A 13,968-nucleotide genomic window follows, 5' to 3' on the forward strand; every position below is an offset into this window, starting at 1 on the left:
TGGGAATGTCTTAGTAGTTGACACTAATAAAAGGAAGCAAAAAAGGAAAGAGCTTTTATACAGAGGAGCAGAATAAAGCAATGATTGAAAACACTGTGATTAATTGTATTTTGAAGAGCTTGAAAAACAATTTGGGAAATCTTGAAATGTTGATCTCAATTGATTCAGAACAACAATTTTTAGAGGATCATCAGCTATTTTTAAAGCTGAAAGAGAGACGTTCAGGAACAGAGTCTGAATTTTCGCTTCAAAACACTGGATCATTTGAGTATAAAGCTGATGTGAACATTCATGTTTTTCCTATGACTCTTGAAATGGGACAAACATATGATTTTTATATTGAATTCCGAAAAAAATATGAAGCTGCGGGGCATGAACCACTATTGATGCGTCTTTCTTCTGAAGTGGATTCAATGGAGCGCGCCTTTCATGTTGATCAAACTACAGAACTTTTAATTTTACCATACAAAACTGATAAAGGCAATTTTTCTATTAAAGTGAAAAGAGAGGCCAAAATCATAAGGTTTAATCAAATTGGAATTAATTCTGAAGAAATAAGCATAACAGGCTATGCGGGTTACCTAAGTTCCGAAAATCAATACCGGATAAAAGACTTGAATCTTATTTTAAAAAAGGCCGGAGAAACACCTATTGAAGAAAAGTTTCCAGTCCAGCTTAATAGAAAAACACTTGGGCTTGAAAACATGAGGACAGACGGATTTGTCCCGGAATTGTATGAGTTTGAAGTGAAAGTGCCTCTGGAAGAAATTCCTTTCTCAAATGAAAAACGTTATGTTTACCGTCTTTTCATGGAATATATATGTACAGACAAAGACAGAACAGATATTCAGTTTAACAGCACCGCTCTTGTTCTAGGAGATCGAAAAAACAAATTAAAAGGCTTAGTAAGTGTTATAAAATCTAATAAGGCACCGGTTCGTTATGAAGTCTTTAAGAGAAAGAAAAAACAGACCCTAGGTATTAGAGTAAATGACTATAGTCTTCATACAAGAATTAAATATTTTGTTAAAGGAAAGAAAAAGCAATTTTTATCAAAATTTAAAAAAATCTCAAAAATGAGAAACAAGGTTATCACGAAAACATACAAATCATTATTCATGATGGCTAGCAGAATGCCAGTTAAAAGTAAAACAGTCATTTTTGAAAGTTTTAACGGAAAACAATACAGCTGTAATCCAAGAGCGATTTATGAGTATATGAGGGAAAACCACCCTGAGTATAAAATGTACTGGAGTGTAAATAAACAATATTCAACACCATTTGATGAAAAGGGAATTCCTTATATTAGTCGGCTCTCAATAAAATGGCTATTCGCTATGGCAAGAGCTGAGTACTGGGTTGTTAACAGCAGGCTTCCATTATGGATTCCAAAACCTAAACACACAACATATTTACAAACATGGCATGGCACGCCGTTAAAAAGACTTGCAATGGATATGGAAGAAGTTCATATGCCTGGTACAAACACAAAAAAATACAAAAGGAATTTTATCAAGGAAGCTTCTAATTGGGATTACTTGATTTCGCCAAATGGATATTCATCTGAAATCTTTGCACGCGCGTTTCAATTTAACAAAACAATGATCGAGTCCGGATATCCTAGAAATGATTTTCTTCATAATGATAACAATGAAGAAACAATATTATTGATTAAGCGAAGATTAAATATCCCTATTGATAAAAAGGTCATTCTATATGCTCCTACATGGAGAGATGATCAATTCTATGCAAAAGGGCGTTATAAGTTCGATCTCGATTTAGATTTACATCAGCTTAGACAGGAGCTAGGTAATGAATATATCGTGATTTTGAGAATGCACTATTTGGTAGCTGAGAATTTTGATTTAGGTCCGTTTGAAGGATTTGCGTTTGATTTTTCTGCTTATGAAGATATTCGAGAATTATATATGCTTTCTGATATGTTAATTACTGATTATTCTTCAGTATTCTTTGATTACGCAAATCTAAAACGTCCAATGCTTTTCTTTGTACCTGATATTGAAACTTACCGAGATAAGTTGCGTGGTTTCTATTTTGACTTTGAAAAAGAAGCTCCTGGTCCATTAGTAAAAACAACTGAAGAAACGATTGAGGCTATAAAGAAAATCTCATCACCAAACTATAAGCTTCCAGTTTCTTTTGATCCTTTTTATGAGAAATTCTGCTATTTAGAGTCAGGACGTTCATCGGAAAAGGTTGTTGCTACTGTATTTAAAGCTAAATAATTTCCGTTATTTTGTAGCATGAATAGCTGTCGATACTTCGGCAGCTTTTTAGATACTTGTTGAGAAGTGAAAAAAAACGCAGGATCTGTTACAATAATCAGCGGTGCTTTCAATATCTAAAACAGAAAGATTCCCCAAAAAACAACTAAGTCTAAGGAAGATAAAAAATGAATGATTTGTTGCGAATACTCAGAGAGCAAATAACGTCATTTCCTTTAATTTTAAGATTGGCGGCTTATGAAACCAAATCTAAATACCAAATGAATTATCTAGGAGTCTTATGGCAGTTTTTAAATCCGCTTATCCAAATGCTAGCGTACTGGTTTGTATTTGGCATAGGGATTAGAAAAGGTGGTCCCATTACAACTGGAGTGGGCGAAGTGCCCTTTATTCTTTGGATGCTGGCAGGATTAATCCCATGGTTTTTTATCAGTCCTACCATACTTGATGGTTCAAACAGTGTATTTAGGCGCATTAATATGGTGTCTAAAATGAACTTTCCGATTAGTTCTTTACCATCAGTGGCTATTGCGTCTAATTTATTTAGTTTTATTATCATGATGCTGATTTACATTATTGCACTACTGGTAAATGGTATTTTTCCGAGTTTACATTGGTTACAATATATTTATTACTTTATTTGTATGATTGCTTTTATGTTTTCTTTTAGTTTGTTTAATTCAACGATCAGTGTACTGATTAGGGATTATCAATTTTTGTTGCAGGCCGTAATTAGATTATTGTTTTTCTTGCTACCAATATTTTGGGATGTTAATGAGAGACTCGGTCATAGTCATCCCGAATTAGTCCCTATTTTAAAGCTTAATCCGCTATTCTACATTATTGAAGGTTTCCGGAACAGCTTTTTAGACGGCCAATGGTTTTACCAAGACATGAAATACACGTTGTATTTTTGGTTAATCACGTTGCTTTTACTGACAGTGGGTTCTATCCTGCATATGAAATTCAGAGACAAGTTTGTTGACTTTCTTTAATACGTAAGGAGATTGTACGATGAAACTAAAAGTTTCGTTTCGAAATGTTTCAAAGCAGTATCATTTGTATCAAAAACAATCGGACAAGATTAAAGGATTGTTTTTTCCAGCTAAGGATAATGGTTTTTTTGCTGTGCGGAATGTCTCCTTTGACGTGTATGAGGGAGAAACAATCGGCTTTGTAGGGATAAACGGGTCGGGAAAATCGACCATGTCCAATCTGCTGGCTAAAATTATTCCTCCGACCAGCGGTGAAATCGAAATGAACGGTCAGCCGTCGCTAATTGCGATTGCAGCCGGTTTAAATAACCAATTAACGGGCCGGGATAATGTCCGGCTCAAGTGTTTGATGATGGGGTTAACCAATAAAGAGATCGATGACATGTATGACAGTATCGTGGAATTTGCCGAGATTGGCGATTTTATTAATCAGCCGGTTAAAAACTATTCCAGCGGTATGAAATCGCGTCTCGGGTTTGCGATTTCCGTGCATATGGACCCCGACATTTTAATAATCGATGAAGCACTCTCGGTAGGGGATCAAACGTTTTATAAGAAGTGTGTAGACAGAATCAATGAGTTTAAAAAACAAGGAAAAACCATTTTCTTTGTCAGCCACTCCACCGGCCAGATTGAAAAGATGTGTGACCGTGTCGCATGGATGCACTACGGCGAGCTTCGTATGTTTGATGAGACAAAAACGGTTGTAGAAGAGTATAAAGCGTTTATTGACTGGTTTAATAAACTTTCGAAAAAAGAAAAAGAAACATATAAAAAAGAGCAGACAGAAGAGCGAAAAAAAGAAAATCCCGAAGCGTTTGCCCGTTTTCGCCAAAAGAAGAAAAAGCCGAAATCATTGGCTAATGCAGTTCAAATTGCTATTTTGTCTATCCTGACAGTCTTTATTGCGGGAACCATGTTCTTTAACACCCCGCTTCGTACTATTGCTTCGTTTGGCGCTATTCCGCAAAACGAAGTGAAGAACCATTATGGCGATGCAAAGGGCAAGACAGAGGAACGCTTAACAGCAGTCAATAAGCAAGGGTTTATCGCAGATGAAAAAGCGTCCGTGTATAAAGATTTGGATTTAAAGCAGAAGACCGGCGTCACATTGCCATTCGGTACCGAGGTAACGGTAGCTTCAAAAGGCAAACAAGCAGCGAAAATCAAGTTTGACGGGCAGTCTTATTTTGTGAAAAAGAGCGCTGTGACAACAAACGTGAAACACGCTGAGTTGCGGGCTGCTGCCTTTACACCTTATGTCCCGCAAAATGCAGCTTCTTCCTATGAATACTTTCTGAAATTCCTGGGAGACAGCAGTAGCAGCATCCAATCGAAATTGAATGGGTATACTGAAGGAGATACAGCTGACGGCAGAAAAACGCTGGATTTTGATTATGAAAAAATCAGTTACGTGCTTGAGAATGATAGAGCCTCTGAGCTTATCTTTCACAACATTTCTCCTATTACTCCGGCGTCACTATCTTTAAGCGACAGTGATGTATTGTATGACAGCAGCAAAAATCGTTTTCTTGTGAATACAGATGCCCAGGTTTTTGCAGTTGATAACGAAGAGCGTACGCTGACACTGATGTCGAAATAAAAAAAGGCTATTGGATGAATGTCCAATAGCCTTTTTGCTTAGATTTCTTCTTTGTTTAGTAAACCTTCCATAAATGGAACGAGTTGATCGCGAAGCTCTTTATCCTGCATCGCAAACTCAAGAGTTGTTGTGATAAAGCCAAGCTTTTCACCAACATCATAACGCTTGCCTTCAAAATCGTAAGCAAACACTCTTTGAATTTCATTCAGTTTTTGAATGGCGTCTGTCAGCTGGATTTCTCCGCCGGCACCAACTTGCTGCTCTTCTAAGTACATGAAAATCTCAGGTGTGAATACGTAACGGCCTAAGATGGCAAGGTTAGAAGGTGCTGTGCCTTTAGGCGGCTTCTCAACGAAGTTTTTCACCTGATAACGGCGGCCTTCGCTTGTCAGCGGGTCGATAATGCCGTAGCGGTGTGTTTCTTCTTCAGGCACCTGCTGAACACCGATAATAGAAGAAAGTGTCTTATCGTATTCATCCATTAACTGACGCAATCCTGGTGTTTCTGCCTGAACAATATCGTCTCCGAGCAGGACCGCAAACGGCTCATCGCCGATAAAGTTGCGCGCGCACCATACAGCGTGTCCGAGTCCTTTAGGCTCTTTTTGGCGGATATAGTGGATATCAGCCAGATTAGTAGCTTTTTTTACTTTTTCAAGGAGTTCAATCTTTCCTTTTTCTTCTAAGTTTCTTTCAAGCTCAGGAGAGTAATCAAAATGATCCTCAATCGCTCGCTTGCTTTTCCCTGTTACGATAATAATATCCTCAATACCAGCTTCAACAGCTTCTTCAATTATGTATTGAATGGTAGGCTTATCAACGATAGGAAGCATTTCTTTCGGCATTGCTTTCGTAGCCGGCAAGAATCTCGTTCCGAGACCTGCGGCAGGGATTATGGCTTTACGTACTTTTTTCATTTAAAGGCACCTTCCTTATGATCGAAATAATTTATGGTTAAACTCTTCTCTATTTACCCTAATAACTATGTGTTTACACATTTTTATGATATAGGATAAACCATTTTTAAACAAGGTTTATCCTTAGTATTAAAAACATATATAATTTTACTTGGATCAAAATGAAATGATTTAAAATACTACATTTTCATGTAGAATAAGTAGTAAGAGTTTATTTACTACAGTGAAAATCAGGTGACAAATATGAAAAAACTAAAAGTCATGACCGTCTTCGGGACCAGCCTGAAGCGATAAAGATGGCACCGCTTGTACTTGAATTGAGAAAATATCCTGAAATAGACTCCTACAGACAGATGTTCGATCAGGTTTTAGATGCGTTTCACATCAAGCCTGATTTCGATTTGAACATCATGAAGGAGCGGCAGACACTGGCAGAGATTACGTCCAACGCGCTTGTGAAATTGGATGAACTGTTCAAAGACATCAAGCCTGATATTGTGCTTGTCCATGGTGATACGACAACGACCTTTGCCGGAAGCCTTGCCGCTTTTTATCATCAAATTGCTGTCGGCCATGTGGAAGCAGGGCTCGTACAGGGAATAAGTATTCCCCGTTTCCGGAAGAGCTCATCCGCCAGATGACAGGGGCGATTGCTAATTTGCATTTTGCGCCGACAGGCCGGGCGAAAGAGAATTTATTAAAAGAAAATAAAAAAGCAGACGCGATTTTTGTAACGGGCAATACAGCGATCGACGCACTCCGCACAACGGTGAGGGACGGCTATTCACATCCTGTCCTTAGTCAGGCGGGCGAGGATAAAATGATTCTGCTGACCGCGCACCGCCGGGAAAATCTGGGCGAGCCAATGGAAAACATGTTCAAGGCTATCCGCAGAATTGTTGAGGAATTTAACGATGTACAAGTCGTTTACCCTGTGCACCTGAATCCTGTTGTCCGGGAAGCGGCTCAGAAGCATTTTGGCGATTCTGACAGAGTACATCTGATTGACCCTTTAGAAGTCATTGATTTCCATAACTTTGCGGCAAAATCACATTTCATTTTGACAGATTCGGGCGGCGTTCAGGAGGAAGCACCTTCTCTCGGGAAACCGGTGCTTGTGCTGCGCGATACGACGGAACGCCCTGAAGGAGTGGAAGCAGGAACGCTGAAACTTGCAGGGACGGATGAAGAAAACATTTATCAGCTGGCAAAACAGCTGTTAACTGATGATGATGAGTACAAGAAAATGTCCTACGCTTCTAATCCGTATGGCGATGGAGAGGCTTCCCGCCGGATTGTGGAAGAATTGCTGTTTCATTACGGATACCGGAAAGAGCAGCCGGATTCATTTATAGGCAAATAAAAAAGAAGCTTTGCACACTGTGCGAAGCTTCTTTTTGTTTTAATTATCCAGATTTTCCTTTAGCTCTTTTGTGATATCGGAAAGGGCACTTTCATCAGCTTGGTAGTAGTAGATTCCGTTGATTTTTGTGCCTTGACCTTTCAGTTCGTGCTGCTCAATTTTTTTACGCGCGCCCTTGTAGTCGGACTGGATATCCCACATGTCATCAAAGGTCAAGTTTGTTTTCACATTATCTTCAACCACTTTGAACATATCTCCAAATTTCGTAATGGAAGAAATATTCGCGCCTTTATTAATGATTCCTTGGATGACTTGGCGCTGGCGGTCCTGACGGCCAAAATCGCCTCTTGGATCTTCTTTTCTCATCCGGCTATAGGCGAGCGCCTCTTTGCCGTTCAGCGTGATTTCACCTTTTCCGAATGAATAACCGTCATAGCTGAACGCGAATGTGCTGTTAACTGTTATGCCGCCAAGTGTGTCAACAACGTCTCTAAAGCTTTCCATGTTCACTTTTATGAAATAATCAACCGGAACATCGAGGAAGTTTTCAACCGTATCAACTGTCATCTGCGTACCGCCGTATGCGTATGAATGGTTGATTTTATCCATTGTGCCTTTTCCGATAATTTTTGTATATGTGTCTCGCGGAATGCTGACCATGTCAGTTGTATTCGTTTTTGGGTTAACGGTCATATAAATGAGTGTATCGGCACGGCCTACATCTCCGTCGCGTTCATCAACGCCCATAATTAAGACGGAAAACGGATCTTTTTTATTGATGTTGACCTCTTTATCCCTTTTTTTAGATTTATCAATACTTTCATGAATACTTGCCACAGTTGAAGCAGCTTTATGCCATAAGTAGTAGGCATAGCCGCCTGTTCCGAGCACAAGCAGTCCGATTATTGTTATAATTGTCAACAATAAGGTTTTTTTCTTTTTTCTTCGTTTATTTCTCATCCTTTGCACCTCGTCTGTTAAATTATTTTCATTATGAGTTAAAATATCATTAAATACAACTCTATTTAATATAAGAGTGAAATCCTAAAATAGTCGTTTTTTATAAAAAAAAGTTTCACTGTTTTTTTAATTTTTCTCAAAAGTATAAAATATATTGTCGATATATATAATGAGGTGAAAAAAATGAAAAAAATGAAAAAATTGATTGCTCTACTGTTCTTTATAGTGCTTCTTTCGGGTTGCGGGGTTAATAGTCAAAAGGGTCAAGGTGAAGATATATCGACAGACAGTAACATTGAAACAAAAGAAGGTATTTATGTAGGTTTAGCAGACACTCACACAATAGAAGTAACTGTAGATAATGAGGCGGTTAGTCTTGATATCACAGAAGCACCAACAAGTGATATTGATCATTTTAACAACGGAGATAAAGTCAGAATTTCATATGAAAAAAATAATGAAGGTCAGCTTTTATTAAAAGACATTAAACGTGTTAACTAGAGAAGATATCTAAACATTGTAGGATGATCACTTCCTTCGGAGAAAATTATAAATTTTAAGATAGACTGTCGTTTCAAGAACCTTCCGTTGAATTCAAATATCATGATATCAGTTAAGTAAAAAAATATAACGATTCTTTTTAAACTGTATTCTTTTCAGTAGCAGTAAAAAAGAAACGGTTACTATAATGAAAAACAAAAGTTAGAGCTTTATATAATAATTTCAAAATTACGGTACAAATCTTATAAGTTATTGATTTTAGGTATTTAACCATTTAAGGAGGAAACCAATTGCGTTCTTATATAAAAGTCCTAATAATGTGTTTCTTGGGACTCGTTCTTTTTGTACCAACGGCTCTGGCCGATAACTCGGTGAAAAGAGTTGGAGGAAGCAATAGATACGGCACTGCTGTCCAAATATCAAAGCAAATGTACTCAAAAGCAAGTACAGCTGTAATTGTCGGTGGAAGTTCCTATGCAGATGCGATTTCAGCAGCACCTCTTGCTTATCAGAAGAATGCGCCATTGCTCTACACAAATACTAATAAACTTTCATATGAAACGAAAAAAAGATTGAAAGAGATGCAGACTAAAAGTGTAATTATTGTAGGCGGAACACCCGCTGTATCTTCTCACACTGCCAATCAGATTAAAAGTTTAGGGATAAGTGTTAAACGTATTGCGGGAAGCAATCGTTATGATACGGCAGCAAGAGTGGCAAGGGCGATGAATGCAACTTCTAAAGCTGTTATTGTAAATGGTTTCTTTTATGCAGATGCTCCGGCAGTAATCCCTTATGCAGCAAAAAACGGCTATCCGATTCTTTTTACAAATAAAACATCAATAAATAGTGCGACAACGTCTGTGATAAAAGATAAGAAGATTAAAAGTACTGTTGTTATAGGCGGTACTGGAAGTATAAGTAGTAGGGTATATAATAAACTGCCTTTTCCCGCAAGAATAAGCGGTTCAAACAGATATGAGCTAGCTGCAAACGTTGTCCAAAAACTTAATTTATCAACTAGTAATGTATATGTGAGCAATGGATTTAGTTATCCTGACTCCATTGCGGGAGCGACTTTGGCAGCTAAGAAGAAAAAAGCTATTATCCTTACAAATGGTAAAAATTTGTCTACAGGAGCTCGGAAAGTCATTGGCAGTAAAAACATGTCTAACTTTTCCGTTATCGGTAGCACTCCTGCTATAAGTACAAAAGTTGCTAATCAATTAAAGAACCCTGTTGTAGGTGAAACGATTTTTATTGATCCAGGCCATGGTGATCAAGATTCAGGCGCTGTCGACAATGGGCTTCTTGAGAAAGAGGTTAACCTTGATATAGCGAAAAGAGTGAATACAAAGCTAAAAGCTTCGGGAGCTCTTACAGTAATGTCGAGATCGAATGATACTTTTTATTCTTTACAGGAGAGAGTGAGTAAGGCGGCTTCTGTACAAGCAGATTTATTTATCAGCATACATGGGAATGCTAATGAAAGTTCATCACCTAACGGAAGTGAGACGTATTACGATACAACATATCAATCAACAGAAAGTAAACATCTGGCAGGTGAAATTCAGCCTAAACTTGCAACTTATCTTGGAACAAGAAACCGTGGAGTGAAACAAGCTGGTTTTTATGTCATTAAATATTCTAAAATGCCAAGTGTTTTAGTTGAGACTGCTTTTATCACAAATGCATCGGATGCAAGTAAATTGAAAAAAGCGATTTATAAAGATAAAGCTGCACAAGCTATTTACGAAGGTACTGTATCTTATTACAGATAAGCGAAAGAGACAAATCTAATCCTAGATTTGTCTCTTTTTCATATCATATGATTAAAACAAATAGTCCTTGTATATAAAATAGTAAAAGAATATGAAAAAAAATTTGTCAGAAAAAATAACAAATTCACACTTCTTAACATACCATTTACATCCAATTAACATCCGTCTGCTAAACTGACTGGCATAGGTCATCATAACATCCCAAACAAATCGTGAGGTGTGTGTCAGTGAGTGCAGAGAAAAGCATGAATGTGAGTCGTGAATTCTCAGTTCAGCAAATACATTCTTTTACATTATCTGAAAAGGCGGCTCGTTATTTAGCAGTAAAGCGCGTAATGGATATTTGGTTTGCGCTCATTGGATTGGCGATTGCGCTGCCAATGATTGCGGTATTTTCAATACTGATTTGTTTGGAGACGCCGGGGCCTGCCATTTATACGCAGGAACGCGTAGGGAAAGGCGGGAAACGATTTAAGCTTTATAAGCTTCGTTCCATGAAAATAGATGCCGAGAAGTCTGGGGCTGTTTGGGCGCAGAAGCAAGATCCGCGGGTGACAAGGATCGGAGCTTTTATCAGAAGAACGAGAATTGACGAGCTTCCTCAGCTATTTAATGTGCTGAAAGGCGATATGAGTATGATAGGCCCTCGTCCGGAACGTCCAGTGTTTACAGAAAAATTCCAGAATGAGATTCCAGACTTTACACAGCGTTTGGCTGTTAAACCGGGATTGAGCGGCTGGGCTCAGGTGAATGGCGGTTATGATATGACGCCGAAGGAAAAACTGATATTTGATTTATATTACATTCGAAATCTGACTTTCACTTTAGAATTAAAAATTATGTTAAAAACTTGTAAAGTAGTGTGGACAGGTGATGGTGCAAGATAAGACTGAACATCTGCATTTGCCATCAATCTGAGCTTAAAACGAAGTAGGGAATATGATGCCAAGTATTACAAAACAGATCATAAGCGGCGCAAAGTGGACAAGTATTTCGACGATATGCATTACAGTCATACAAATTGTTCAGTTTGCCCTGCTAGGAAATATGATGACCTTAACGGAATTTGGACTCGTCGGCATGATCACAACGGTTATAGTGTTCGCCCAGATTGTGCTTGATATGGGATTTGGCGCGGCGTTAATTCAGAGGGATGACGCAACGGAGCGCCAGCTGTCAACCTTGTATTGGCTTAACATTATGACCGGCGTTTTGCTGTTTGTTCTTTTATATGTGAGCAGTCCCGCCATTGCGGGATTTTATCAAAGAGAAGAGCTGGTGTTTCTGATTCGGATTTTAGCGATTATGTTTTTGATTGCGCCAATCGGACAGCAGTACCAGTATATGCTGCAAAAGCAGCTGCATTTTAATACGTTAAGCAAAATTGAGATTTTTTCAAACGCATTGTCCTTCGGATATTTAGCAATTGCGGTTTTTATGATGGACGCGATTTTAGCGTACGTCATTTCTCAAGTGCTGCTGCAGTCCATTAAAGGGATTTTGTATTGGGTCGTATACCGAAAAAAATGGCACCCCGCTTTTGTTTTTGACTTAAGGGGAATGAAGGCGTTCTTTTCCTTTGGAGCTTTTCAGCTTTCATCCCGTCTTGTGAACAGGCTGGGAGCGAATATCGATATGATTTTGATCGGACGGTTTATCGGTGCTGAAGCGTTGGGGATTTATAACCTTGCTTACCAGATTGTCACCATTCCGGTATTGAAAATCAATCCGATTGTGACACGGGTGGCATTCCCTGTTTTCGCAAAAAACAAATATGAAAACAGCGTGATCAGAGAAGGTTTTCTGAATATGACAAAGATGCTGGCGATTGTTTCGTTTCCGCTGTTAATCGGGCTCGTGTCTGTGTCAGACGCCTTTATCGCAGCGGTTTTCGGAGAAAAATGGCTCGCTGCTGTACCGGTTCTCAATGTTCTGGCCATTGTCGGGATACTAAGAGTGCTCATGAATCCAAATGGATCTGTGCTGCTTGCTAAAGGAAGAGCGGACTTAGCATTTTATTGGGATTCCGGTGTGCTGCTGCTGTACGGATTGTCACTGTTTGCAGCCGTTCAGACGGGAAGTCTGCTGACTGTCGCATGGGTATATGCCATCATCAGTGTTTTCAATTTCCTGATCGGCCGCTGGCTGTTGGCATATGTCATCAAGCTTAATCTTTCGGCCTACTTCCAGTCGATTATAAAGCCGTTTCTGATCACAGTCGTGATGGCTATCATCGCGTTTGGTGTAAGCCTAGGTACGGAACACTTCAGTCTGCAGGCAGAAATGCGGCTGGCCATTTCAGTGGCGGCCGGGGCGCTGTGCTATCTTTTTCTTTTGGTAAAAGCGTACCCTCAAATGAAAAGTAAACTACTAAGAAAAGGACGTTTGTCATGAAGATTTTGTGGATCACAAGCGTATATCCGAGCAGTCTGAAACCCGGTGAGGGTGTGTTTCATGAGACACAGGTCCAAGAGCTGCAAAAACTTGGGCTTGATATCACCGTGATATGCCCGCGGCCTTTTCATTCCGCGCCTGTCCGCATGTTGAAAAAGACATATCGAAAAAAGGATACCAGACCGGAGTATGAGATTAGGAAGGGGATACCGGTTTACCGGCCTTTCTATCGAGCGGTTCCCGGCCAGCTGAAGTGGGCGCAGCCTCATCGGAGGATCGCAACAGCCGTTTTAAAAATGATGAAACAGCGCGACTTACATCCGGATCTGATTCATGCGCACTTTGCCATGCCATCGGGCGGGGCTGCGGCAGTCGTGTCGGAGTCAGAGCGAATTCCATATGTCCTGACCTTGCACGGCAGTGATGTGAATGTCTATCCGCATTACAGCAAAGGGGCGTTTAAAGCCTTCAATCGTGCGGTAGGTTCCGCGTCAGCTGTTTTAGCAGTCAGCCACAAGCTTCAGGAAGAAACCAAAAAGCTTTCCGGCTTGGACAGCTCGGTTCTGCCGATCGGCATACAGCTCAGCCGCTTTCAGGAGAATGAGCAGACAAAAGAAGAAACCAGAAAAAAACTCGGGCTCCCGCTCGATCAGCGTCTGGCCGTCTATGTGGGCCGGCTCGTCAGGGAGAAAGGCATTTTTGAACTGTCTGACGCCATAGAGTCATTGAAGCAACCTCCTAAGGCAGTCTTTGTCGGGGACGGTCCTGCAAAGTCCATGTTGATGCAAAAGGGCCATATCGTCACAGGCCAAGTGCCCAATCATAAGGTGAGAGACTATTTGCTTGCGGCAGACATGTTCGTGCTTCCTTCTTACAGTGAGGGGATGCCGACTGTCGTGATTGAGGCGCTCGCGCTAAGGGTTCCTGTCATCTGTACGGATGTTGGCGGAGTGGCATCGTTATTCGGTAAGCATCGGCATCTGCTGATTAAACCGAGGTCTGCTCAAGCCTTGGCGGAAGCGATCGCTCTGTATGAACATGAGCAAATGTGGAAACCGGAAATAGCAGATGATTTGTATGAAATCGTGCAGGCGCAATTTGACGCCGGAAAAAATGCCAAGGCCTTGCATCATCAGTATCAGACGGTCGTGAAAACGTCCGTTTAATCGTAAGAAACTGCGACCAATATAAATAGGACAATCATTTTA

The 13,968-nt window shown here is 39.9% G+C and carries 9 protein-coding genes and 2 pseudogenes; 9 read left to right on the forward strand and 2 right to left on the reverse strand.

What is annotated here, in order from left to right:
* Positions 1-10: 10 nt before the first annotated feature.
* The 3 genes and pseudogenes from V6D41_RS09545 to tagH form a co-directional block, all read left to right on the forward strand.
* Positions 11-2,246, forward strand: a pseudogene (locus tag V6D41_RS09545) (CDP-glycerol glycerophosphotransferase family protein); the annotation flags it as partial.
* 167 nt (positions 2,247-2,413) lie between these two features.
* On the forward strand, positions 2,414-3,241 hold the full coding sequence (gene tagG / locus V6D41_RS09550) for a teichoic acids export ABC transporter permease subunit TagG (RefSeq protein WP_148962609.1): 828 nt from the start codon (positions 2,414-2,416) through the stop codon (positions 3,239-3,241).
* Positions 3,242-3,260: 19 nt separating this feature from the next.
* On the forward strand, positions 3,261-4,844 hold the full coding sequence (gene tagH, locus V6D41_RS09555; protein WP_333518037.1) for a teichoic acids export ABC transporter ATP-binding subunit TagH: 1,584 nt from the start codon (positions 3,261-3,263) through the stop codon (positions 4,842-4,844).
* Between the two features lie 38 nt (positions 4,845-4,882).
* Here the strand turns inward: tagH and galU are convergent, their stop codons facing one another.
* Complete coding sequence (gene galU / locus V6D41_RS09560; protein WP_148962611.1) at positions 4,883-5,761, reverse strand: UTP--glucose-1-phosphate uridylyltransferase GalU; 879 nt, start codon at positions 5,759-5,761, stop codon at positions 4,883-4,885.
* Positions 5,762-6,004: 243 nt separating this feature from the next.
* Between galU and wecB the strand changes: the two are divergent.
* Positions 6,005-7,124 (forward strand): annotated as a pseudogene (wecB, locus tag V6D41_RS09565) (non-hydrolyzing UDP-N-acetylglucosamine 2-epimerase).
* A 39-nt stretch (positions 7,125-7,163) separates the two neighbouring features.
* Here wecB and tagU read toward each other — a convergent pair.
* Positions 7,164-8,084 (reverse strand): polyisoprenyl-teichoic acid--peptidoglycan teichoic acid transferase TagU, encoded by a 921-nt coding sequence (tagU, locus tag V6D41_RS09570; protein ID WP_148962612.1) that lies wholly within the window; start codon positions 8,082-8,084, stop codon positions 7,164-7,166.
* Between the two features lie 192 nt (positions 8,085-8,276).
* Here tagU and V6D41_RS09575 point away from each other — a divergent pair, with 192 nt between their 5' ends.
* The 5 genes from V6D41_RS09575 to tuaC all read left to right on the forward strand — a co-directional run bounded on the left by V6D41_RS09575 (position 8,277) and on the right by tuaC (position 13,926).
* On the forward strand, positions 8,277-8,585 hold the full coding sequence (locus V6D41_RS09575) for a hypothetical protein (RefSeq protein WP_333518169.1): 309 nt from the start codon (positions 8,277-8,279) through the stop codon (positions 8,583-8,585).
* Positions 8,586-8,875: 290 nt separating this feature from the next.
* Positions 8,876-10,366: an N-acetylmuramoyl-L-alanine amidase gene (locus V6D41_RS09580; RefSeq protein WP_333518038.1), complete on the forward strand. Its 1,491-nt coding sequence runs from the start codon at positions 8,876-8,878 to the stop codon at positions 10,364-10,366.
* Between the two features lie 227 nt (positions 10,367-10,593).
* Positions 10,594-11,253, forward strand: coding sequence for an exopolysaccharide biosynthesis polyprenyl glycosylphosphotransferase (locus V6D41_RS09585; RefSeq protein WP_333518039.1), 660 nt, complete (start codon positions 10,594-10,596; stop codon positions 11,251-11,253).
* 55 nt (positions 11,254-11,308) lie between these two features.
* A complete protein-coding gene (tuaB, locus tag V6D41_RS09590; RefSeq protein WP_333518040.1) occupies positions 11,309-12,760 on the forward strand; it encodes a teichuronic acid biosynthesis protein TuaB in 1,452 nt (483 codons plus the stop codon).
* A complete protein-coding gene (gene tuaC, locus V6D41_RS09595; protein ID WP_333518041.1) occupies positions 12,757-13,926 on the forward strand; it encodes a teichuronic acid biosynthesis protein TuaC in 1,170 nt (389 codons plus the stop codon). The genes tuaB and tuaC overlap by 4 nt, the downstream gene beginning before the upstream one ends.
* The last annotated feature ends 42 nt before the right edge of the window (positions 13,927-13,968 follow it).

Origin of the sequence: Bacillus sp. 0102A (genome assembly GCF_036765155.1) — a bacterium.
Lineage (GTDB): Bacteria > Bacillota > Bacilli > Bacillales > Bacillaceae > Bacillus > Bacillus subtilis_G.